The sequence below is a fragment of the Devosia sp. LjRoot16 genome (assembly GCF_964252795.1).
In the GTDB taxonomy this organism is placed as follows: Bacteria; Pseudomonadota; Alphaproteobacteria; order Rhizobiales; family Devosiaceae; genus Devosia_A.
The window spans coordinates 798,219-820,786 of sequence record NZ_CAXUPH020000002.1; the positions used below are offsets into that span (position 1 = coordinate 798,219).

The following is a 22,568-nucleotide window of genomic DNA, read 5'->3' on the forward strand; positions in this document are numbered from 1 at the left end:
TAATGTGGTGACGCCCTTACAAATTGTGACGCGGGAGCCGGCCCAATTGAGAACGCCATGCTATTTCTGAATTTAGTCCATAATTTTAGTGGACTAACCGTTGTCGTCCGGAGCTCGAGTCCAGCGGTCCTATTGCACGCTACCCCTACTGCCCCTGCAGCGCCCGCATTTCCGCGGTGTAGGAGGGCAGCAGTTGCACCAGGTCTGCCGCGGCGGCACCGAAATCGCCGATCGGCATGTCGAGGCGCTTCTCGAAATAGGCGAGCGACAGGCCGGATTTCGGCCGCGCCAGGGTGGTGGGGAGGGTCGTCATCGAGGCAAGGTAGAACCCCAATTCGCTGAGGTAGCCGCTCCGCAAGGTCGCGGAATCGGCCATGGTGCCGCCTGCCCTGAGGCCCGCCAGATAGCACTCGAACAGCTGCCGCTCGCTCCGCGCCACCTCGACGAAGCGCCTGCCCCAGCTCAGCGCCGATCCGATGAAGCGGCCACCATCGGCACCCAGCGGCTCGTTGCCGAGGCCGGCCCAGTCGATGGCAATGGTTTCGCCCGGCCGGTGAAAGAAGTTGCTGATCGGGCAATCGGCCAATCCCAGTGCATGCGGCAAGCTCTTCGACCGCTCAACCAGATCGAGATAGGCCGCCACATAGGCCACCACGGTCTCCACCGGCTGGTGCGCGCACATGGCGCGGACCATCGGCTCGTCCCGCAGCGCCAGGAGGTCGGAGGCGCGCGTCGCGAAATCGAAGCCCTCGGCGCTTTTCACCTGGAAATCGCTTCCGATCGGAAACTCGAATAGCGGGGCTTCGGCTGCCGCCCCGGCATTCCATAACCCGAGGTCGTACGCCATGGCGCCCAGTTGCTCGACCGAGAATGGCGGCGCCTCCGCCTCGGTCAGATCCTCGAGCCAAAGGATGGTCAGGGTGTCGTTGGGCCGCGAGATGTGAAAACACTTGGCTGGCCTCAGACCACCACCACCGCCGACGAAATATCGCCTCTCGTAGACCAGCACCTCGTTGCGCGGGTCGACCGGCGTGCCGAGAACATTGGGCACCGAGAGGTCGATCAGCTTGGTCACCGAGGACCAGGCGCCCCCGGCGCCGCCCGCCGACGCAAGGCCCGAGACCCGAACGATGCCGATTGTTCGAGGATCGGCATGCGGTGTTTCGATCTCGGCGAAGGCCACCGATTGCACGTCCGCGTCAGCAACGTCGAGCACGCGGGCGGCAACCTGGGCCAACTCGGCAGGCGGGATGGCGGCGAAGATCAGCGCCAGTTGCTCCTTCATCGGTCAGCTTGCCCGACCTCGCCGGTGCGCTTCACGAGGCTCAGGTAGAAGGTGCTACGATGCGTGAACCCAAGTGCCTCGTAGAGCCGGATCGCAGCGATGTTGCTATCATCGACGCCGAGGAACGGCGTTCGGCCAGCATCGACGATTTCCTGCATCACGGCCGAGACGACCGCCCTGGCGTAGCCCCTGCCCCGATAGTCGGGGTGGGTGCAGACGGTGGCGACTTCGGTGTAGCGGTCGAAGCGCAGCCGTTCACCCGCCAGCGCCACCAGCTTGGCGCCATCGAAGATACCGCGGAAATTACCCAGCTCCAGGGCACGTGGGCCAAGCGGCCCCGGGCGCGCCACATCCACCAATGCCAGCATCTGCGGAAAATCGGCCGCACTCAGCCGGACCGTCGCGATGTCAGGTGCAGCCGGGATTGGCCCATCCGCAACCATCTGCAGGACCGGCTTGACCGATTGCACCTCGAGCTCAGCGGTGGATTGAAGCACCTGGGGGGCGATGACGAGGATTTCCTCCCCAACAGCCATCGCCCAGGCGAGCGTCGACAGGTTGGCCGGCGAAACCGCTTCGAGGGCCACGACACGGGCGATGTCGGGCGACAGCAGTCGGATGCGACCGACCGCCCGGCTGTAGCCTGCCCACGCCCCGTTCAGGGCGTTCCAGAGATGATTATCGAGTGGATGAAGCACCAATCCGTCAGCCAACCTTGCCACCCCCTCCACAGATACTGCAAATCTTTGTCGTTTGAACAGACACACTCCAGTTGATGTGGCACATCCCCCAATCTAACGGCCAATGAATTCTGCATATCTCCACCTAGACGAGCAGACGTGCTAGCGTTCGTCTTGGGTGGCACTGACCTTGAGGGACAGGATATGGCAGATCGGGTGCGCCTGGGGGTGATCGGGACGAGCGGCTGGGCCGAACTGCTCTATCTCAATACGTTGCGCGACTATGACGACGTCGAGCTTGTGGCGCTCGCCGGACGCAATGAAGCGCGACTGGCCGAGCTCGCGGAGCGCTTCGCCATCAAGGGCATCCACCGCGACTATCGCGAATTGATCGCGCGCGATGATCTCGATGCCGTGGCCGTGGTGGTGCCCGACGACCTGCACAAGGAGGTGACGCTCGCGGTGATCGAGCGGGGCCTCCATGTCCTTTGCGAAAAGCCGTTGGCCAACTCGGCCGCCGACGCCCGGCAGATGCTCGACGCGGCTCAGCGGGCCGGGGTCAGTCACATGGTGCTGTTCACCTGGCGCTGGCAGCCGCACTTTCAGTATGTGAAGGCGCTGATCGAGGCCGGCACGTTCGGACGGATCTATCGCACGCACCTGTCGTTCATTACCAACTTCGCCCATGACGGAAAGTACCAGTGGCGGCTCGACCCGGCCCGAGCGAACGGTGTCCTGGGCGACCTCGGCTCGCATCTGTTCGATCTGGCGCGCTGGCTGACCGGCGAGGAAATCGCCAGCGTCAGCGCCGACCTCGGCACGGCGGTGTCGCGCCGCGCCATTGCCGGCCACGAGGGCAGGCCCAGCAATAACGACTTCGCCCATGTGACCTTTCGCTATACCGGCGGCGCCCAAGGTATCGTCGACGTCACCAATGTCAGCCACGACAGCGACCGCATCGTGCAGCACCTGTTGCGCGTTGAAGGCGAGAATGGCGCGCTCGAACTCGATCACGTGCTGTTCGGGTCGGGAGCCAAGCTCAGCCTCAAAAGCTTCAGGCCCGGGGGCGAGACGGTGCCGCTAGAGGTGCCGGCCGAGTTCTATGGCGCCGCCAACCCGGCCGATGCGCTCAGCGTCTACAACACCACCCCGATCGGCGTGCGCGGCTTCGTCTCGGCCATCCGCGCCGGCAGAAGACCCGCGCCGGATTTCGAGGATGGCTGGCGGGCCCAGCAACTGGTCGATGCGGCCCTCCTCTCGAACGCCGAACGGGGTTGGGTCGAAGTCGGCGTTGGGAGGCCAGCTGGCCGGTGACCATCACCCGCCCCGCGCTCGGCACCCCGGGTTGGGACGATGCCCTCATGCTGCGGCGCGCCGTGCTGCGCACGCCACTGGGGCTCGACTTCACCGCTGCCGATATTGCCGCTGAAGCCGGCGATACCCTGTTCGCCGCTTATCGCGATGCGAGGCTTATCGGTGTCGTCATGCTCAGGCCTGAGGGCGTGGACAGCGTCAAGTTGCGCCAGATGGCCGTTGCCGAGGATATGCGGGGCCAGCGTGTCGGCGAACATTTGCTCGAGGCATTCGAGGCACATGCCCGCGCCCTCGGGGTGCGTCATATCGGGCTCGCGGCGCGCCGCACCGCGATCGGCTTTTACGAGCGGCAGGGCTACGCCGTGGACAGTGACGAGTTCATCGAGGTGACGATCCCGCATCGGCACATGAGCAAGACGCTGCGCTGAGGGTGGCCTCAGCCGGCTGCTCGCACGGCAGTTGTCGACGTCGCGCCCTCCCCTTATGGCTTGATGGACAAAGCAAAAATCCACAGCCGCACACCGCCATGCATTCGTATGCAGAATCAATTTGCATTCGTATGCAAAATTGTCATAGCGTTTGCACATCGCAGGCACGGCGACCCCGAAACGCTCCTTCGTCCCTCGGGTCTGTCGCAGCTCCTGCGCGGGAGAACATCACCTGGGCATGAGGAACAGCCCGGTGAACACAGGAGAGACGAGATGAAGCATTTTCTGGCGGCCGGCGTGTCCATCGCGGCGCTCTGTCTAGGCGCAGGCGCGGCGTTTGCCGATTGCGGGGTCACCGCGGGTTCGGTTCGCATTCTGTCGAACGACTTCGAGGCGCTGCGCCTCGTCAACAGCACGGCTGAGGAGTGCGCCACCGATGCGGTGAAGGTCACCGCCAACGCCACTGCCGAGCACAAGAACCTGCAGGTGCCGGCACTCTCGATCAATCCGGCCGAGTACACCGTGGCCGTGGTCGCCAACAACTCGATCGTACCGCTGCTCAACGACAACCTGATCCGGCCGCTCGACGACCTGGTCGCAAAGTATGGCCAGGACCTGCAACCCAACCAGTTGATCAAGATCGACGGCAAGGTCATGGCCATCGCCTTCATGGGCAACGGCCAGCACCTGTTCTACCGCAAGGACATCCTCGACAAGGCCGGCGTCGCCGCGCCCAAATCCTGGGACGACGTGCTCGCTGCCGCCAAGGCGATCAAGGATGCCGGGCTGATGGAAACCCCGCTGGCCGCCAGCGTGAAGCCGGGTTGGGATCTCGCCGCCGAGTTCGTCAACGCCTATCTCGGCACCGGTGGCGAGTTCTTTGCCCCCGGCAGCGCCGAGCTCGCCATCGACAACGACAATGGCTTGAAGGTGCTCGAGACCATGAAGGCGATGACCGCCTACATGGACCCTGATTACCTCACCTTCGACGCCAACGGCATCAAGGCCGAGTACGAGGCGGGCAAGGTCGCCATCATGAACGAGTGGGGCTCGCTTGCCGGTGCCACGCTGGATGCCGAAGGCGCCGCCGACGGCGTCGTCGCCAACACCGTGCTCGCCGCCGCGCCGACCATTGCCGGCCAGTCCATCCCGGGCGCCGCGCTGTGGTGGGATGGCTTCACCATCGCCAAGAACATCTCGGACGAAGATGCCGAGGCCTCGTTCCGCGCCATGGTGCACGGCATCAGCCCGGATATGGTGGCCAAGAACGCTGCCGTCGCCACCTGGCTGGTCAAGGGCTACACCCCCGGCCCAGCAGCGGTCGGCGTCATCGCCAATGCTACCGGTGGCGCCCGTGCCTACCCGATGCAGCCCTATATGGGCCTGCTGCACACAGCGCTCTCGGCCGAGCTCGCCGAATTCATGGCCGGCCAGGAGGATGCGAAGCAAGCGCTTGCCGACGTGAAGGCGGCCTATGACACTGCCGCCAAGGAAGGCGGCTTCCTCTAAGCCCGGTTCATCGGGAGAGGCCACCGTTCTCCGGCCTCTCCCGACTTCTGTCAGCCGAACTGGAGGCGCTCGATGCCGCATAAGACATTCTTCGCCTTCATTCTCCCATCGCTGATCGCGATGGTGCTGTTCATCGCCCTGCCCATCGTCTCGGTGGTGGTGCAATCATTCTATGTCGAACACGGGCGCATCCTCGTCGAAGTCGAGAACTGCCAGCCGTTCGGCGGCTGCACCAAGGAGGTGCGGGTCGACGCCGACGCGACCGCCAGGCTCGAACAGGAACAGCCGCTCGGCCAGTTCAACGGGCTCGGCACCTACCTCAACCGCGGGCACCTGGCGGTCAACGAGCTCGGCGCCATCTTCGCCGATAACCGCGGGCTCGCCGACGTCCTCACCCGCATCTACAACCTGCCCTTCTATAAGGCACTCGCTTTCACCCTGGTGTTCTGCTTCGTGGTGACGCCGCTCGCCATGGCGCTGGGCTTTCTGATCGCGCTGGCGGTCAACACCATCCCCCGCTTCATCAAGGGGCCGGTGATCTTCTTCTCGCTGCTGCCGATGATCATTACGCCGCTGGTCGGCTCGCTCATCCTTTACTGGATGATCCACCCGCAAGGCATTATCGGCGCCACCATCCAGGACATCTTCAACGATCCGCGCCTGTCGCTGCGCGCCTCGCCGCTGCTGACCTGGCTGTCGCTGCTGTTCTACGGCATCTGGACCAATGCGCCGTTCTCCTTCGTGGTGTTCTATGCAGGGCTGCAGACCGTGCCGGCCGATACGCTGGAATCGGCGATGATCGACGGCGCCTCGCGCTGGGAGCGCATCCGTTTCGTCATCATGCCCCACCTCGCGCCGCTCGCGACCTTTGTCGCCCTGGTGCAGTTGATGGACAATTTCCGCGTCTTCGAACCGATCGTCGGGTTCTCGGCCGAGGCCAATGCCACCTCGCTGAGCTGGATGATCTTCAACGACCTCTCGGGCGATGCCCAGCTGTTCGGCTCGGCCGGCGCTACCTCGGTGCTGACCATTGTCGGCGTGGTCATCCTGCTGCTGCCGGTGCTGGTACGCACCTGGCGCGAATTCAACCACAAGGTGGTGTGACGATGTCGGACTCCATCGCGCTCCGGCGCCCGCTGCCGCTCAAGCTGATCGTCTCCGCCTTCATTGTGCTGTGGGTGATCCTCGCCGCCTTCCCGTTCCTCTGGACGGTGTGGGGGTCGTTCAAGGTCGAGGTCGACTTCTTCTCCCGCGAGAGCTGGTGGAACGCCATCTTCGGCACCAACACTATCAAGGAGACGGGTTCGGCTTTCACCGGCGACGGCTACTACGGTGCCTGGGTAACGCGCGAATTCTGGCGCGCCGTGTTCAACACCGCGATCGTCACGGTGTCGGTGACCATCATCTCGCTGACGCTCGGAACGCTCGGCGGCTATGCCCTCGCCCGCTCGGGCCAGCGCTATGCTTTCTGGATCCTGATCGCGGCGCTGGTGTTCCGCGCCATGCCGCACATCACTTTGGTCTCGGGCTACCTCCTCCCCTTCTTCCAGCTCAACATCTGGGGCGTACTGCCGACCTCGATCATCGTCCTCGTGGCCATCAACCAGCCGTTCACGCTGTGGATGCTGCACTCGTTCTTCCTGTCGATCCCCAAGGATCTTGATGAGAGCGCCATGGTCGATGGCTGCTCGCGTTTCGAGGCGTTCCGCCGCGTCATCATCCCGGTGATGTGGCCAGGCGTGGTGACCACCGGGCTGTTCAGTTTCCTGCTTGCCTATAACGACTTCGCCACCACCTCGATGCTGCTCAGTGCCGACAACCAGACCATGGTGCCCAAGATCTCGAGCTTCCTTGGCTCGGTGCAGGAACAGGGCAATGTCATGTACGCGGTGGCCGCGGTGGTCTCGGCGACGGTGCCGCTATTCATTCTCGTGCTCTTCTTCCAACGCCAGATCGTCAGCGGGCTCACCGCCGGCGCAGTGAAAGGCTGATCCCGATGGCCCGGATCCAACTCAAGAACGTGTCGAAGCGCTGGACCAATTTCGTCGGCGTCAAGGAATTCAGCCTCGATATCGCCGACCAGGAGTTTCTGGTGCTGCTCGGCCCATCGGGCTGCGGCAAGACCACCACCATGCGGATGATCGCCGGGCTTGAGGATGTCAGCGACGGCGAGATCTGGATCGGCGACCGGCTGGTCAACAAGCTCGAGCCCAAGGACCGCGACATCTCGATGGTGTTCCAGAGCTATGGGCTCTACCCCAACATGACGGTGTACGAGAACATCCGCTTTCCGCTGAAGGTGCGGAAAGTGCCGACCGAGCAGCACCATGAGCGGGTGATGCGCGCCAGCAAAATGGTGGAGCTCGACGAGTTCCTCGAGCGCCGCCCCGCCGCCCTTTCGGGCGGGCAGCGGCAGCGCGTGGCGCTGGCCCGCGCCATCGTGCGCGAACCCAACGCCTTCCTGATGGACGAGCCGCTTTCCAACCTTGATGCCAAGCTGCGCGTCTCGACCCGGGCGCAGATCAAGAACCTGCACCACACGCTGAAGACCACCACCATTTACGTGACGCATGACCAGATCGAAGCCATGACACTGGCCGACCGCGTCGTGGTGATGAGCCGCGGCGTGGTGCAACAGGTGGGCACCCCGATGCAGATCTACGATCGGCCCGCCAATACCTTCGTTGCCGGCTTTATCGGCTCGCCCGCGATGAATCTGGTGCCGGGCGACATCGCCGACGGGGTGTTTCGCGGCGAGAACATCGAAGTCGCCGGCCTGCCCCGTGGGGCAAAGGGCCCGGTGACGCTCGGCTTCCGAGCCGAGGATGCGACGCTCGCCGGCGAAGGCGGCAACGTCGCCGCGCCAATCTATTCGGTGGAACTGCTCGGCGAAGCCACGATGATTTCGATGCGGGCCGGCGGCGAGCTGGTATCGATCAAGACTGCCAAGGATTATCGCGCCCAGATCGGCGACCTGGTGCGGGCCAATATCGCGCCAGGCGCCTGCCACCTGTTCGACCGCACCAGCGGCGAGCGCATCGAGGCGGCCGCCTGATGTACGACACGCCAAGCAGCGCAGACCTCGCAGAAGCTGCTAGAAAGCAGCGGATCGCCATTGCGCCCGCCGAACTGCCGGCGGTGCTCGCCGGAGCCCGCTGGCTCGAGGGCTGCATGGCGCTGTTGAGGAAATCGGACCTGCTGCGTTGAGTGCTGCTGACTATTCGATCGGAACTGCCGGCGCGCGCCTGCGTGATGGCTCGCTGACCGCGGTGGCGCTGGTCGAGGCTCACCTCGCTCGGATCGGGGCGCGCGACACGCGCTACCATTCCTTCGTCACCGTGACGGCGGAACGGGCGCTGGAGGATGCCGCACGGGCCGACCGGGAGCTCGGTGAAGGGGTCGACCGCGGGCCGCTGCACGGCATCCCTATCGGGCTCAAGGACCTGATCGACACGGCGGGCATCCGCACCACCTCAGGTTCGCGGCTGTTCGCGGCCCATGTCCCGGCCCGTGACGCCGCCGTCGCCGAGCGGCTGCGCGCCGCCGGAGCGGTGCTGCTCGGCAAGCTCACGACCTATGAGTTCGCGCTGGTCGGACCGAGCTTCGACCTGCCCTTCCCCGCCTCTCGCAACCCCTGGAATACCGAGCACATCACCGGCGGCTCGTCCTCCGGGTCGGCCGCCGCGGTGGCCGGCGGCTTGCTGCGCACCAGCATCGGCACCGATACCGGCGGCTCGATCCGCAGCCCGGCCAGCTATTGCGGCGTCGTCGGGCTGAAGCCGACTTACGACCGCGTCTCTCGCGCCGGCGTCTTCCCGCTCTCTCCGTCGCTCGACCATGTCGGGTCGATCAGCGCCAGTGTCGAAGAAGCGGCCCTGACGCTCGACGCCATCGCCGACGGCTGCAACGCCACGGCGCGGCTTGCCGAGGGGATCGAAGGGCGACGTATCGCCTATGCCCGCGCGTGGTTCGCCAACGACCCCGCAACGAGCCCGGCAGTCATCGCCGCGATGGACGATGCTGTCTCGGCCCTGTCGCTGCGGGGCGCGCGGATCGAGGAAGTCTCGCTGCCGGATTATCACCTCTTCGAGGCGGCCGGTGCGGTGATCATCCAGGCCGAGGCACTGGCGGTGCACACCGAGTTGCTGCGCAGCCGCGGCGACGAATACGGCGTGCTCGCCCGGCGCAACTTGCTGAGCGGCCTGAGCCTCAGTACCGACGATGTCGCCCTCGCCCGGCGCGCTGCGGACGAGTTGGCCCGCCGCATCGAGGCCGAAATCTTCGGACGGTTCGACGCGTTGGTGACCGTCAATACACTCACCCCCGCCCTGCCCTTTTCCGCCTTCGACGGAGAAACCTCGGTGTGGACGCACATGCGCACCCTGCCGTTCAACCTGACGCGCAACCCGGTGCTGGCGCTGCCGATCGGCTTTACCGCCGGCCTGCCGCTCGGCATGCAGGTGGTCGGCCGGCTGGGCGACGAAGCCGGCATCTGCGCCATCGGCCAGGCGTTCGAAAACGCCACCGACCACGCAGTGCAGCGCCCTCCCCTAAGGTCTGATATCGATTTGCAGCCCGCCTGAGTAAGCTGCGACTTTACTTCGTTGCATACGTATGCAACGGTAGCTAATGTGACACAACAACTCAAGAAGCAGTGCGGGAGCGGGCAATGGCGCGTTGGTTGAAGCAGAGCAAGACGGTCGAGGAGCGCGCCGAGGCCAATAAGCAGGTGCGCCTGACGGTCGAGACCATCCTCGCCGATATCGAGAAGCGCGGCGACGACGCGGTGCGCGAGCTGTCCCGCAAGTTCGACGGCTGGGATCGCCCCGACTATCGTCTGAGCCAGTCCGAGATCGACGCCTGCATCGCGCAGCTTTCTGAGCAGGACTTGACCGACATCAGGTTCGCCCAGACCCAGGTGCGCAACTTCGCGAGGGCGCAGAAGGGCACCATGCAGGAGCTGGCGATCGAGACCCTGCCCGGCGTGACGCTGGGCCACAAGCACGTGCCGATCGCCTCGGTGGGCTGCTACGTCCCCGGCGGCAAATATCCACTGCTCGCTTCGGCCCATATGTCGGTGCTGACCGCCAAGGTCGCCGGCTGCGGCCGCGTCATCACGTGCGCTCCGCCATTCAACGGCAAGGCGGCGCCGGCGATCGTCGCGGCGCAGCACATGGCCGGTGCCGACGAGATCTACGTGCTAGGCGGCATCCAGGCGGTCGGCGCCATGGCCATCGGCACCGCAAGCATCAAGCCGGTCGATATGCTGGTCGGCCCCGGCAACGCCTATGTGGCGGAAGCCAAGCGCCAGCTGTTCGGCCGCGTCGGCATTGACCTGTTTGCCGGCCCCACCGAGACCCTCGTCATCGCCGACGAAACCGTCGATGGTGAACTCTGCGCCACCGACCTGCTCGGCCAGGCCGAGCACGGCCCGACTTCCCCGGCGATCCTTCTCACCAATTCCGAGAAGCTGGCGCGCGACACCATGGATTATGTCGAGCGGCTGCTGAAGATCCTCCCGACCGGCGAAGTGGCGCGGCAATCCTGGCTGGATTTCGGCGAGGTGATCGTCTGTGACAGCTATGAGGAAATGGTCGAGGTCGCCGACCGCATCGCGTCGGAGCACGTGCAGGTGATGACCGATCGCGACCTGTGGTTCCGAGATACCCTGCAGAACTATGGCGCGCTGTTCCTCGGGCCGCGCACCAATGTCGCCTATGGCGATAAGGTCATCGGCACCAACCATACGCTGCCCACCATGAAGGCGGCCCGCTACACCGGCGGGCTGTGGGTGGGCAAGTTCCTCAAGACCTGCACCTGGCAGATCGTCGAATCCGACGAAGCCTCGGCGATGGTCGGTGAATATGCCTCGCGGCTCTCGATGCTCGAAGGCTTTGCCGGCCATGCCGAGCAGGGCAATATCCGGGTCCGCCGCTACGGCGGGCGCAACGTTCCCTACGGTACCGCCGCCAGCCCCAAGGCGGCCGCCGAGTAAGATGAGCCTGCCGCGCACCCCCAGCATCCGGCTCGACGGCAAGCGCGCCCTGGTGACGGGTGGCACGCGCGGCATCGGGCTGGGCGCTGCGGTGGCGCTGGCGGAGGCTGGCGCGGCGGTGACCATCACCGCCCGTACTGCCTCCGACGTCGAAGCGGTGGTCGCCGAGATGCGGCAAGCCGGCCTCGATGTCGCCGGCGCCGCGCTCGATGTCACCGATCTCACGGCAAGCGCCGAGCTGATCGCCGCGAGCCCGCCCTTCGACATTCTCGTCAACAGCGCCGGTGGCGCGCGGCACGGCGAATTCCTGGACGTAACGGAGGCCGATTACGACGCGGTGGCCGGGCTCAACCTCAAGGCGCTGCTGTTCGTCTCGCAGGCGGCGGCGCGGCGGCTGGTCGAAACCGGCCGGCCCGGCTCGATCATCCACATCTCCTCGCAGATGGGCTATGTGTCGGCGCCGCGTCGGGCGGTCTATTCGGCCACCAAGTTTGCGGTGGAAGGCCTCAGCAAAGGCATGGCCATCGAGCTGGGACCACACAATATTCGCGTCAACACGATCTGCCCGACCTTCATCGAAACCGAGATGACGGCGAAAAACCTGAGCGATGCGGATTTTCGTGGCTGGGTATTGGGCAAGATCAAGCTGGGGCGGCTGGGGCGGATCGAGGACATCATGGGACCAGTGGTTTTCCTCGCCTCCGATTGGGCGGCGATGATTACCGGCTCGGCATTGATGGTGGATGGCGGATGGACGGCGGAATAACCAAGAAGGCGCCAGTCACCTCGTCGCAGGTGGCCGAGCACGCGGGCGTCAGCCAGTCCGCCGTGTCGCGCACCTTCACGCCCGGCGCATCGATCTCACCCAAGACCCGCGCCAAGGTGCTGGCCGCCGCCAAGGAGCTGGGCTATCGGCCCAATGCCATTGCCCGCTCGCTGATCACCAACCGATCGCGCATCATCGCCGTGGTGATGGCCTATCTCGAGAACCTGTTCTACCCCGACGTGCTTGAGGAACTGGGCCGGCGGCTCTCGGCCGAGAACTATCACATGCTGCTGTTCACCGGCTTCAAGGACCGCGACAGCGACCCGGTGTTCGACCAGCTGATGCAGTATCGCGTCGACGGCATCATCCTCGCCTCGACGTCGCTCAGCTCCGAGCTTGCCGCCGAATGCGCCGTGGCCGGCATCCCCGTGGTGCTGTTCAACCGCACCACCGAACGCGACGAAACCTCGTCGGTCACCACGCGCAACCACGAAGGCGGCCGGCTGCTCGGCGAGTTCCTGATCGCCGGTGGCCACAAGAGTTTTGGCTATGTCGCCGGACTCGAGAACTCCTCGACCAATCGCGACCGCTTCGGCGGTTTCCGCGAGGCGCTGGCGGCGCATGGCATCACCGAGATCGAAATCCGCACCGGCAATTATTCGCGCAGCGAGGCCGAGGCCGCGGCGCGCGAGCTGCTCGCCCTGCCCCATCGCCCCGAGGCGATCTTCGTTGCCAATGACCACATGGCGGTGGCGGTGATGGATGTGGCTCGACATGAGTTCGGCCTCCGGATCCCCGAGGACCTGTCGATCGTCGGCTATGACGATGTCGGACCGGCCCGCTGGCCGAGCTACGGCATCACCTCGGTCACCCAGCCGATCGAGCCGATGGTCGAAGCCACGGTCGATATCCTGATGGACCAGATCCACTCGGGCGAGATCGAACCGCAGCACAAGGTGCTGCCCGGCGAACTGATCGTCCGCAGCTCCGCTCGCCTGCCCAAGGCCGGCATATTCGAGGTCGATGGCCAGCGCCTGTACCGCCCGGGGGCAACTAAGAGAGTCCCGCTTTGATGGCGCGCGCTGTGCATACGAATGCATCTGAAAAGGAAAGGAAATTCCAATGAGCGACTGGACCCTGGAGGCGATGGAGAAGCGCCTCGTCCGCTATGCCGATCTCAAGGGCCTGAAGAACGCCTTCATCGACGCCCGCACCCCGGGCTCGGATCGGAAGGAGAATTTCACCATCATCGGTCCGGGCGTCTCGGAGAACCCGGCGCAGGTGGTGCATATCCCAGAGGCGCATGGCTTCAACATCGGCGCGGCGCGCCAGCCCTTCGGCTGCACCAACAGCCAGCATAGCCACCTCACTGCCGAGACCTTCGTGGTACACACCGGCAAGTGGCGCTTCGTCTTCGGCGCCAACAAGGACGAGGGCTATATCGACGTCGAGCCCGGTGACGTGGCGACGGTGCCCACCCACATGTTCCGCGGCTTCGAAAAGCGCGATGAAGGCACTGGCTTTCTGTTCGTGGTGCTCGGCCACGACGATCCGGGCAAGGTGGTCTGGGCCCCGTCGGTGTTCAAGATGGCCGAGGATTTCGGGCTGAAGCTGCTGAAGGGCGGCAAACTGATCGATACGACGCTGGGCGAGAAGGTGCCCGAGGGCGCCGAAATGGAACAGCCGCCTGACGCGCAGAAGCTCAAGGAGTTGGCGACGCCGCCGATGTCCGAGCTTGCGAAATATGCGGTGAAGGCTGCCGACATGCGAGCCAATCCCAACTCGCCGCTGTCAGGCCCGGGCGTCGAGGAAGACGCGCTGATCGGCGACGTCGATGCTGGCGACGGTTTTGCGGCAGGGCCGATCATCGGCCACTGGCAACACGATTTCGCCCTGCGCCGGCTGAAGCTTGAAACCGGCGCGACGATTCCCGCGCATGCGCGCTCGGAACAGGAAGTGATCTTCGTCCAATCCGGCACGCTCGAGTTCAACTGGGATGGCGGCAAGCTGATCCTCGGCGCCGGCGACACGCTGACTGTGCCGATCGGCCTCATGCACGGCTATCGCAACCCGGCTTCGGCCGACGCCATCGCCTTCGTCATCCGTGGCGCCGCCGCCCCTGCCGCTCCGGTGTTCGCCGAAGGCCGCGTCGCAGCGGAATAAGCACCAGGCGGGCCGCGCGCCCGCCCTTCACTCCCGGGAGAACCTGATGCCGGCCATTTCAGCCGAAACGCTCGCGGTGCTGCGCCGCAACGACACCCCCACCGTCTGCAATGCGCTGGAACATGTGATGGGTGGCCGCACCGCCGAGGGCTTCACCAAAAGCCCGACGGTCTCGGCCGACCCCAGCCTGCCGCCGGTCGTCGGCTTTGCCCGCACCGCAAAGATCCGCGCCTCGTCGCCGGCCCAGAAGCCGGCTGCCGAAATCCGGGCCCTGCGCATGGCCTATTACGAATACGTCTCGGCCGGCGCCGGCCCGAACGTCGTGGTGATCGAGGATACCGACTGGCCGCACTGCATCGGCGGCTTCTGGGGCGAGATGCAGGTGGCCCAGCACAAGGGTCTGGGGCTCGCCGGGACGCTGACCAACGGCGTGCTGCGCGATCTCGGCATGCTCGACCCCGGCTACCAGGTGATCGCCGGCTCGGTCGGCCCCAGCCACGCCTTCGTCCACGTCACCGAGCTCGACGTGCCGGTGACGGTGTTCGGTATGGCGGTTAAGCCGGACGACCTGATCCACGCCGACCGGCACGGCGCCGTGGTGATCCCGGCCCAGCATATCGAGAAGATGCCGGCCGCCATCGACATTGTGGTTCGGAAGGAGCAGCCGATCCTGCGCGCGGCCAGAGCCCCGGGGTTTACGGTGGAAAAGCTGCGGGCGGCTTGGCTGGAGGCGGACGGGATTAAGTGACGAGCTCCGCAGTCGGCGAACCTCTCCCGCTTGCGGGGGAGGGGGACCACGCTTTAGCGTGGTGGAGGGGGGAGCGCCACGCGCGGAGCTGATCTTGCGGGCACCAGACTTCATTCGCGAGCGGGCGAAGGACATGCGGCGCGTCATGACGCCGTCGGAAAAGACCCTATGGTTTCTGCTCCGGCGCAAGGAGCTCGGACTATACTTTCGCCGCCAGCACCCGATCGGCCCCTACATTCTCGACTTCTATTGCGCTGCGGCCAAGCTTTGCGTCGAAGTCGATGGCCCGATGCACCAGGAGCGAACTGAACGCGACCAGCGACGAACCGCGTGGTTGGCGAAAGAAGGGATCAGAGTGATCCGTTTTACCGTTGACGAGATCGGCGCAAGGCCGGCGGTGGTGCTGGCAACTATCGCGCGTGGGGCACCCCCCTCCACCGCCTGACGGCGGTCCCCCTCCCCCGCAAGCGGGAGAGGTTCGCCGACTGTCCGCCTCGGCGCAAAACTCAGAAGTCCCCTACCCCTGCATCCGATCTAGCCGCAGCTGCGCCGCGCGCCTGTGCCCCTCGAGTGTCTCGCTGGCGCTCTGGCGGGCGGCCGGCGGCGCGACCGCCTTCACCCCGCGCTCGTCGAGCCACTGGTGGGTGGCGATCTTCACATAGGCGCCCACCCATAGCCCACCGGTATAGCGCCCTGCCCCCATAGTGGGCAGCGTATGGTTGGTGCCGACGCATTTGTCGGAGTAGACGACGCTGGCCAACTGCCCGATGAACAGCGAGCCGTAGTTACGGAGCTTGTTGGCCATCGCCTGTGGGTCGGCGGTGTGCACCTGCAGGTGCTCGGCGGCGACATAATCGGAATAGGCGATCAGCGCTGCTTCATCGTCACAGACGACGATCTCGCCATAGTCCTTCCACGCCACCCCGGCCACCGGCGCGGTCGACAGCGTCTCGAGCTGGCGTTCAACCTGCTTGAGCGTCGCCTCGGCCAGGGCCCGGTCGATGGTGATCAGCCCGACGCGGGTGCGCACATCGTGCTCGGCCTGTGCCAGCATGTCGGTGGCGATCATTTCGGCGTCCCCCGTCGCGTCGGCGACAATGAAGATCTCCGAGGGGCCGGCGAGCTGGTCGATGCCGACCGGGCCGAACACCTGGCGCTTGGCCTCGTTGACGAAGGCATTGCCGGGCCCGACGATCTTGTTGACCGCCGGCACGCTCTCGGTGCCATAGGCCATGGCGGCAATTGCCTGCGCCCCGCCGATCCGGAAGATACGGTCGGCGCCCGAGAGGTGGCAGCCGGCGATCATTGCCTTGTGAGCATTGGGCGGCAGGCAGGCGATCACCTCATCGACGCCGGCGACCTTGGCCGGCACGATGGTCATGATCGGCGCGGACAGCAGCGGATAGCGGCCGCCCGGCACGTAGCAGCCGACCCGCTCGATCGGGATGACGCGGTGGCCGAGGTGCACCCCGGGCAGCGTCTCGATCTCGAGCGGCAGGATGGTTGCGAGCTGCGCCTCGGCGAAGCGGCGCACATTGGCGATGGCGAATTCGGTATCGGCCCGGGTCTGCGGGTCGAGTTCGGCCAGCGCCGCCTCGCGCTCGGCCGCCGTCACCTCGAACACCGCGACATCGGCCTTGTCGAACTTCTGGCTGTAGTCGCGCACCGCCGCGTCGCCGCGCTCGCGCACATTGCTGATGATCTCGGTGACCAACGCCTCGACCGGAGCGTTGTCGCTCACCTGATTGCGGGACGGTGCCTTGACGTAGCTGATGCCCGAGGGCGCGCGGGTTGAATCGGACATGAGGAAGCGGCCTCCGGTTGAAGGTGAAAGCGTGGTTTCGCAGGTGTTTCGAGCCTTGTCGGCCCGACGCAGAAACCTCTTGCATACGTATGCAGTATTTGCCAGTGTTTTCTTCGCGGACGCCGATCGGCCTTTCGTAGGCCTCGCTATCGGCTCCCCCGACCCGGAAGAACAGATGCCGACGGCGATGCGCCAGAGTTCCGAGATTCACCGCGACCCGAGGTTGCCGCAGCGCCCTCGCGGGTTTGGCGTTAGGATGCCCGGATGCTGACGACAGCTGGCGCTCCCCTGCTGATGTTGCCTGGAACGCTCTGCGACGAGCGGGTGTTCGCCGCGGCCACCTCGGCGCTCGGCCGCCAGCGTTACACGGTCGAGATGGCGGGCGAACTGAGCGCCCCACAGATGGCGCGGCGCGTGCTCGAACTGGCGCCGCCCCGCTTTGCCCTGCTCGGGTTCTCGCTCGGCGCCATTGTCGGGCTCGAGGTGGTGGCCCAGGCGCCGGATCGGGTCGAGCGGGTCGCGCTCCTCGGCTGCAACGCCCGCGCCATGCCGGCCGAACGCGCCGCCGCTCGCCGCGCCGCCGTGGCGAAGGCAGCGCAGGAGGGCACGGCCGGTCACATTGCCGACGTCTGGGACAACTCGGTGCCGGCCTGGCGGCGTGACGACGCGGGGCTCCGCGCCGAGCTCGAGGCCATGGCCACCAGCACCCTCCTCACCACCTTCGAGGAGCAGATTGAAATATCGATCAATCGGGACGACCGGCGACCGGGCCTCACCGCCATCTCCGTGCCGGCGCTCGTCGCCTGTGGCGCGGAGGATCGCGTCTGCCCGCCCGAACTCAGCCGCGAAATCGCCGACGGCATTGCCGGCGCCCGCCTCGCCATTGTCGACCGCGCCGGCCACTACCTGACCCTCGATCAACCGGAAATCACCGCGCAGCTGCTGGCCGAATGGCTGGCCGCTCCCGCCCAACCGAACAGCATCGCCTCCAAGGAGTTCTCATGAGCGACGACGACAAGGCCAAGACCGCCCGCATTGCCCGCATCGACACCCCCAAGGAGCAGGTGCTGCAGGTGGAGCGGCGCGATTATCCCGAGCTGACGCCGACCGACCGGCCCCGCAGCCAGTCGCTCGACGGCTTCGACGAGGTCTATACCGACATCGTCGATTACATCGTGCGCTGCACCCACAAGATCTGGGACGAGCGTGATATCGGGCTGATCTACACCCACTACACCCATAACTGCGTGCTCTACGGCACTATGGGAACGATCTACAACCGCGAGGACGTGGTGCGCGACACCATCCAGCGGCTGGTCAGCTTCCCCGAGCGCCGCGGCATGGCCACGCAGGTGATCTGGAACGGCAACGACAAGGACGGGTTCTACACCTCGCACCTCGTCACCGGCTCGGGCCGCCACACGCAGTTCGGCCATCTCGGCCAGCCCACCGGCCGGCCGTTCGTATCGCGGACCATCGCCGACTGCATGATCCTGAGGAACAAGATCTACCGCGAGTGGGTGGTGGCGGACACCGCGGCGATCATCCGCCAGCTCGGGCTCGACCTCGATGCCTTCGCGCTGCGCTTCGCCAAGGCGGCACTCGACCGCGGCCAGACCAACCTCGATATCGGCGAGAACCGGCGCCTGCTCGGCCAGTATCCGCCCGAGACCGAGGCCGACACCTCGATCGCCAACAACGACCTCGAGGCCGAGACGCTGCGCTGGACCCACGAGGTGTTCAACAAGCGCATGTTCGGCAAGATCAGCGAGATCTATGCCCCGACCGTGCAGTATCACGGCCCCAACATGAAGGAGCTCTACGGTGTCGCCGCGGTGATCCATCAGCATCTGGGACTGGTCGGCTCGCTGCCCGACGCCGCCTATATGCCGCAATATATCTGCTCGGTGCCCAGCGAAGAGGGCGGCACCAAGGTCGCCGTGCGCTGGATCATCGAGGGCCACCACCTCGGCTACGGCATCCTCGAAAGCCTCGGCGAGCACCCGACCGGCAAGCGCGTCCAGGTGATGGGCATGACCCACTACCACTACAAGAACGGCAAGATCGTCGACGAGTGGACCGTCTATGACGAGCTGAGCCTGTTGACCCAGGTGAAGCTGGCCCAGCTGACCGACGCCCCTGCGGCCGCGTAAGGCATTGGGATAGAGCTGGGTGCGAGGGCGTCAGCGCCCCTCGCACCGGGGCAAAGCACAGTTCCAGAAACAACGGACTTCAGGTGCTCAGCGATACGACAGCACTATCCCGCGCTGGGACGAACGCCTACCGACTGAGCACCGACCGCTTCGTCGACTCCCGGCCGTCGCCATAGGTGCGTATGAAGTAGCCTCGATAGCCCCGATGCAGCTCCCGGCATCGACGAGTCATCATCTCGGTAGCAGCCGGCGTGGTGCTGACGACGACCGTGATGGCCAGCGCCTCGCCGTTTGGAACAGTCTCCAGCTCGCCTAGATCCTTGACCCAGCGTTCCGCCGCTGCGGGGCTGGTGTGGATCCACCCCAGGTAGCCGACCAACTGGTCGTCGGCTGCAAATACCGCGATGTGGTTCCCGCTCTTCAGTTGCGCCCTGACGATCGCGCTGGCCTGGTCAAGACGGAAGCCGGCAAATGGGGCATAGCCGGCAAGCAGTTCCAGCACCGCACCATATGCAGCGTAGGTTGGAGCAAGTGGCTGAATTCGCAACGGATGGCGCACTTTTGGGCGAATGTCCTGGCTGTCGGAGGGCATCAGATAGGTGGGTCCCGCGCCCCGTCAATCCTCGCGGAACGTGTGCATCACCTGATCGAGCAAAGGCTTCATCAGGTAGCTGAGCACCGTCCGGTTGCCGGTCTCGATGAAGGCGTCGGCAGGCATGCCCGGGACCAACCGCGTTCCTGCCGGCAACAGCGCCAACTGCTCGCTCCCGACCGAGATCCGCACCGTGTAGAAGGACGCACCGGTGGTCGGGTCGACCGAGGTGGCCGGTGAAATGGCGCGGACCGAGGCCATCAGCTCCGGCGTAGTGCGGGCATCGAGGCTCGAGAGGTGCAGCACCACCTCCTGCCGTTCCGCCACCTTGTCGACATCCATCGGGCTGACCCGGGCATCGACCACGATGTCGGGATTGGCCGGCACGATCAGCATCAGCGTCTCGCCGGCAGAAACCACGCCGCCCACCGTCTGCACCTTCGACTCGTGGATCATGCCCGGCTGCGGCGCGCGAAGCTCCAGCCGCTGCAGCCGATCCTCGGCGGCAATCTTTTGCTGCAGCAGCTCGGCGATGCTGACATTGACCTGCTGCAGTTCCTCAAGCACCTGGGCCTGGAACGCGTCGCGCAGCTGCGCGTGGGCGATCTCGCGCTCGGCGATCGAGGCTCTCGCGGCCGCGATATCGGTATCGATCCGCCCGATCTCGCCGGCGATGCCGGCGCGCTGGGTCTTGTTGGCATTGGTGCGGCCGACATTGGTCAGCCCGTCATCGAGCAGCTCGTTGAGGCCGCGCCACTCTTCCTCGAGCACCTCGAGCTGCGTGCTGAGCGCGGCCCGCTGCGCCCCAAGGCCAGCGATCTGCTGCATCAGCTGCTCGCCCTGCTCCTCGAGCCCGGCCTGCTGGCCTTCCAGCGACAGCGCCCGCGACTGTCTCAGCCGCCCCTGCTCGGCGTAGACAGCCTCGAAACCCTGGCCGGGGGTCCAGCCGGGAGCCGATGGATGCTGCATCTGAGCAGCATTGCTGCCTTCCGCCACCAGCCGCGAACGCCGCGCCAGCATGTCATCGAGCTGCGCCTCAACCACGGCCAGCGAGGCCTCGACCGAGGTGCCATCGAGCCGCAGCAGCAACTGGCCCTGTTCGACCAGCTCATCGTTCTCGACCAGGATCTCGGCAACAATGCCGCCCTCCTGATGCTGCACCCGCTTGGCCCCGCCTTCGACCACCACCGTGCCACTCGCCACCACCGCCCCGGCAATCTCGGTCAGCGAGGCCCAGAGGCCGAGCCCGCCAACCACCGCGACGGTCAGCCCGACGGCGAACGCCGAATGCCGTTTGAGGCTGCTGCTGGCCTGGGCCTCGGCGCTATCACTGGACATTGGGCACCACGGCTATGCTTCTTTGCTTGGTCGCCGGAGCAGGTTGCGTTACCGCCGCGGGCTTCGTCGCCGCCGGCGGCTGCGCGATCCGGGCGAGGATTTCGTCCTTGGGCCCGAAAGCCTGCTGCCGCCCGCCGCGCATGAACAGCACCTTGTCGGCGGCGAGAATGGCGCTCGGACGATGCGCCACGATGGCGACGATGGCGCCGCGCGCCTTGGCCGCCTTGATCGCTTCGGTCAGGGCCTGGTCGCCCTCGGGATCGAGATTGGAGTTCGGCTCGTCGAGGACGATGAGGAACGGATTGCCATAGAGCGCCCGTGCCAGCCCGATCCGCTGGCGCTGGCCCGACGAGAGCGCGGCGCCGCGCTCGCCGATCAGCGTTTCATAACCCTTGGGCAGCGAGGCGATCAGCTCGTGCACCTGCGCCGCCGTCGCCGCGGCGAACAGCGCCTGCTCGTCGGCGTCGGGCTGGAAGCGCGAGATGTTCTCGGCGACGGTGCCGGCGAACAGTTCGACGTGCTGCGACAGGTAGCCGACATGCCGGCCCAGCCTATCGGCATCGAAATGGCTGAGTTCGGACCCATCGAGGCGGATCTCGCCCTGCAACACCGGCCAGGCGCCCACCAGCGCACGGGCCACGGTGGATTTGCCGGAGCCCGATGGCCCCAGGATGCCCACGGCCTCACCGGCCTGGAGCTCGAATGTCACGCCCTGCACGATGACCGCCTGGCGGCTCGGCCCCGCGGCGAGCTGCTGGACGCTGAGGCTGTGCGATGGCGCCGGCAGCGTCACCTCCGGCTGCCGGGTCTGGGTGGCAGAGAGCGCACTGGCGAGGCGACGCCAGGCCTGCCGCGCCGCGACGAAGGCCCGCCACTGGCCGGTGATCTGTTCGATCGGCGCCAGCGCCCGCGACGAAATGATCGAGGCAGCGATCATCACCCCGCCGGTGGCTTCGTTGCGAATGACCAGATAGGCGCCCGCCGCCAGCACCGCCGATTGCAGCAGGAAGCGGAACGACTTGGTGAGTGCCGAATAGAGGCCGCTGCTGTCGCCGGCCCGCCTTTGCGCCTGGTTGAGCTCGGCGCTGGCGCCCTTCCAGCGCGCGACAATGGCCGGCATCAGCCCCATCGCCGCCACCGACTCGGCGCTGGAGCGCGCATCGTCGAACTGCGTCTGGCGCCGGGCGGTGGCCACCGCCACGTCCTTCGAAGGCCGCTGCGACAGCAGCTCGTTGGCGACCAGCAGCAGCGTCATGACCACCGCGCCGCCCACCGTCACCCAGCCGAGCAGCGGATGCAGCAGGAAGATCGCTGCCACATAGACCGGTAGCCACGGCAGATCGAACAGCGACATCGGCCCGGGTCCGGCGAGGAACTGCCGCACCGAATCGACATCGCGCACCGGATCGGCCTGCGGCCCGGTCTGGCTCAGGAGCTTCGCCCGGATCCCAGCCTGGAACGCTAATGGCGCAACGGTCGCATCGACCAACGCGGAGAAGCGCGCCGCCATCCGCGTCCGCACCACCTCGACGATGGCATAGACCCCGTACATGCCGACCACCAGCAGCGCCAACGCCCACAGCGTCGGCAGCGACCGGCTGGGCAACACCCGGTCGTAAACCTGCAGCATGAAGATCGAGCCGACCAGCATGATGAGATTGGAGAGCAGACTCACCAGCGTGAAAGCAGCAATGGGGCCGGCAGCTTTCGCCGCCAGCCCGAGGAGTGTGGGCATCGCGCCCTGCCCATTCGTACGCACTACCAACTAAGCCCCCAATCGGCGATCAGAACAA

The 22,568-nt window shown here is 66.0% G+C and carries 22 protein-coding genes; 16 read left to right on the forward strand and 6 right to left on the reverse strand.

The genetic code is table 11. The features are described 5' to 3' along the window. Positions 1-145 precede the first annotated feature (145 nt). Entirely contained in the window at positions 146-1,285 is a 1,140-nt protein-coding gene (locus tag ACSQ23_RS14285) for a hypothetical protein (RefSeq protein ID WP_436091026.1), read from the reverse strand. Continuing rightward, the gene (locus ACSQ23_RS14290; RefSeq protein ID WP_436091027.1) at positions 1,282-1,998 is read right to left on the reverse strand and encodes a GNAT family N-acetyltransferase; all 717 of its coding nucleotides are present in this window, start codon (positions 1,996-1,998) and stop codon (positions 1,282-1,284) included. The genes ACSQ23_RS14285 and ACSQ23_RS14290 overlap by 4 nt, the downstream gene beginning before the upstream one ends. Positions 1,999-2,169: 171 nt before the next feature. Here ACSQ23_RS14290 and ACSQ23_RS14295 point away from each other — a divergent pair, with 171 nt between their 5' ends. The 14 genes from ACSQ23_RS14295 to ACSQ23_RS14360 all read left to right on the forward strand — a co-directional run bounded on the left by ACSQ23_RS14295 (position 2,170) and on the right by ACSQ23_RS14360 (position 15,333). After that, positions 2,170-3,279 (forward strand): Gfo/Idh/MocA family protein, encoded by a 1,110-nt coding sequence (locus ACSQ23_RS14295; RefSeq protein WP_055997703.1) that lies wholly within the window; start codon positions 2,170-2,172, stop codon positions 3,277-3,279. Continuing rightward, positions 3,276-3,707, forward strand: coding sequence for a GNAT family N-acetyltransferase (locus ACSQ23_RS14300; RefSeq protein ID WP_200940442.1), 432 nt, complete (start codon positions 3,276-3,278; stop codon positions 3,705-3,707). The genes ACSQ23_RS14295 and ACSQ23_RS14300 overlap by 4 nt, the downstream gene beginning before the upstream one ends. A gap of 273 nt (positions 3,708-3,980) precedes the next feature. Further along, entirely contained in the window at positions 3,981-5,216 is a 1,236-nt protein-coding gene (locus ACSQ23_RS14305) for an ABC transporter substrate-binding protein (RefSeq protein WP_436091028.1), read from the forward strand. A gap of 72 nt (positions 5,217-5,288) precedes the next feature. Further along, the gene (locus ACSQ23_RS14310; RefSeq protein WP_055879174.1) at positions 5,289-6,320 is read left to right on the forward strand and encodes a carbohydrate ABC transporter permease; all 1,032 of its coding nucleotides are present in this window, start codon (positions 5,289-5,291) and stop codon (positions 6,318-6,320) included. 2 nt (positions 6,321-6,322) lie between these two features. Next, positions 6,323-7,207, forward strand: coding sequence for a carbohydrate ABC transporter permease (locus ACSQ23_RS14315; RefSeq protein WP_055879177.1), 885 nt, complete (start codon positions 6,323-6,325; stop codon positions 7,205-7,207). Positions 7,208-7,212: 5 nt separating this feature from the next. Then, the gene (locus ACSQ23_RS14320) at positions 7,213-8,271 is read left to right on the forward strand and encodes an ABC transporter ATP-binding protein (RefSeq protein ID WP_055879180.1); all 1,059 of its coding nucleotides are present in this window, start codon (positions 7,213-7,215) and stop codon (positions 8,269-8,271) included. Continuing rightward, complete coding sequence (locus ACSQ23_RS14325; protein WP_156384577.1) at positions 8,271-8,423, forward strand: hypothetical protein; 153 nt, start codon at positions 8,271-8,273, stop codon at positions 8,421-8,423. Before ACSQ23_RS14320 ends, ACSQ23_RS14325 begins: the two co-directional genes overlap by 1 nt. Then, complete coding sequence (locus tag ACSQ23_RS14330) at positions 8,420-9,799, forward strand: amidase (protein WP_436091029.1); 1,380 nt, start codon at positions 8,420-8,422, stop codon at positions 9,797-9,799. The genes ACSQ23_RS14325 and ACSQ23_RS14330 overlap by 4 nt, the downstream gene beginning before the upstream one ends. 86 nt (positions 9,800-9,885) lie before the next feature. Then, positions 9,886-11,211, forward strand: a complete 1,326-nt coding sequence (gene hisD, locus ACSQ23_RS14335; protein ID WP_055879185.1) for a histidinol dehydrogenase — start codon at positions 9,886-9,888, stop codon at positions 11,209-11,211. Between the two features lies 1 nt (position 11,212). Further along, entirely contained in the window at positions 11,213-11,977 is a 765-nt protein-coding gene (locus ACSQ23_RS14340; RefSeq protein ID WP_436091030.1) for an SDR family NAD(P)-dependent oxidoreductase, read from the forward strand. After that, a complete protein-coding gene (locus ACSQ23_RS14345) occupies positions 11,962-13,050 on the forward strand; it encodes a LacI family DNA-binding transcriptional regulator (RefSeq protein ID WP_055879190.1) in 1,089 nt (362 codons plus the stop codon). The genes ACSQ23_RS14340 and ACSQ23_RS14345 overlap by 16 nt, the downstream gene beginning before the upstream one ends. A 49-nt stretch (positions 13,051-13,099) precedes the next feature. Further along, a complete protein-coding gene (locus ACSQ23_RS14350; RefSeq protein ID WP_055879193.1) occupies positions 13,100-14,140 on the forward strand; it encodes a cupin domain-containing protein in 1,041 nt (346 codons plus the stop codon). A 46-nt stretch (positions 14,141-14,186) separates the two neighbouring features. After that, positions 14,187-14,888: an RraA family protein gene (locus tag ACSQ23_RS14355; RefSeq protein WP_055879196.1), complete on the forward strand. Its 702-nt coding sequence runs from the start codon at positions 14,187-14,189 to the stop codon at positions 14,886-14,888. Between the two features lie 94 nt (positions 14,889-14,982). Continuing rightward, positions 14,983-15,333: an endonuclease domain-containing protein gene (locus ACSQ23_RS14360; protein WP_244488439.1), complete on the forward strand. Its 351-nt coding sequence runs from the start codon at positions 14,983-14,985 to the stop codon at positions 15,331-15,333. 72 nt (positions 15,334-15,405) lie between these two features. Here ACSQ23_RS14360 and hisD (ACSQ23_RS14365) read toward each other — a convergent pair whose 3' ends face one another. Next, positions 15,406-16,692, reverse strand: a complete 1,287-nt coding sequence (hisD, locus tag ACSQ23_RS14365; RefSeq protein WP_055879201.1) for a histidinol dehydrogenase — start codon at positions 16,690-16,692, stop codon at positions 15,406-15,408. A gap of 264 nt (positions 16,693-16,956) precedes the next feature. On the opposite strand from hisD (ACSQ23_RS14365), the gene ACSQ23_RS14370 reads away from it, so the two are divergent. Both ACSQ23_RS14370 and ACSQ23_RS14375 read left to right on the forward strand, forming a co-directional pair. Beyond that, complete coding sequence (locus ACSQ23_RS14370; RefSeq protein WP_055879204.1) at positions 16,957-17,697, forward strand: alpha/beta fold hydrolase; 741 nt, start codon at positions 16,957-16,959, stop codon at positions 17,695-17,697. Continuing rightward, entirely contained in the window at positions 17,694-18,845 is a 1,152-nt protein-coding gene (locus ACSQ23_RS14375) for an ester cyclase (RefSeq protein ID WP_055879205.1), read from the forward strand. Before ACSQ23_RS14370 ends, ACSQ23_RS14375 begins: the two co-directional genes overlap by 4 nt. A 127-nt stretch (positions 18,846-18,972) precedes the next feature. Here ACSQ23_RS14375 and ACSQ23_RS14380 read toward each other — a convergent pair whose 3' ends face one another. The 3 genes from ACSQ23_RS14380 to ACSQ23_RS14390 are packed head-to-tail and all read right to left on the reverse strand — an operon-like array spanning position 18,973 to position 22,510. Next, positions 18,973-19,437 (reverse strand): hypothetical protein, encoded by a 465-nt coding sequence (locus ACSQ23_RS14380; protein WP_436091031.1) that lies wholly within the window; start codon positions 19,435-19,437, stop codon positions 18,973-18,975. A gap of 24 nt (positions 19,438-19,461) precedes the next feature. After that, positions 19,462-20,775 carry an HlyD family type I secretion periplasmic adaptor subunit gene (locus tag ACSQ23_RS14385; RefSeq protein ID WP_436091032.1) on the reverse strand — a complete coding sequence of 438 codons (1,314 nt, stop codon included), beginning with the start codon at positions 20,773-20,775 and terminating at the stop codon, positions 19,462-19,464. Further along, positions 20,765-22,510, reverse strand: a complete 1,746-nt coding sequence (locus ACSQ23_RS14390) for a type I secretion system permease/ATPase (protein WP_436091033.1) — start codon at positions 22,508-22,510, stop codon at positions 20,765-20,767. The genes ACSQ23_RS14385 and ACSQ23_RS14390 overlap by 11 nt, the downstream gene beginning before the upstream one ends. Between the last annotated feature and the right edge of the window lie 58 nt (positions 22,511-22,568).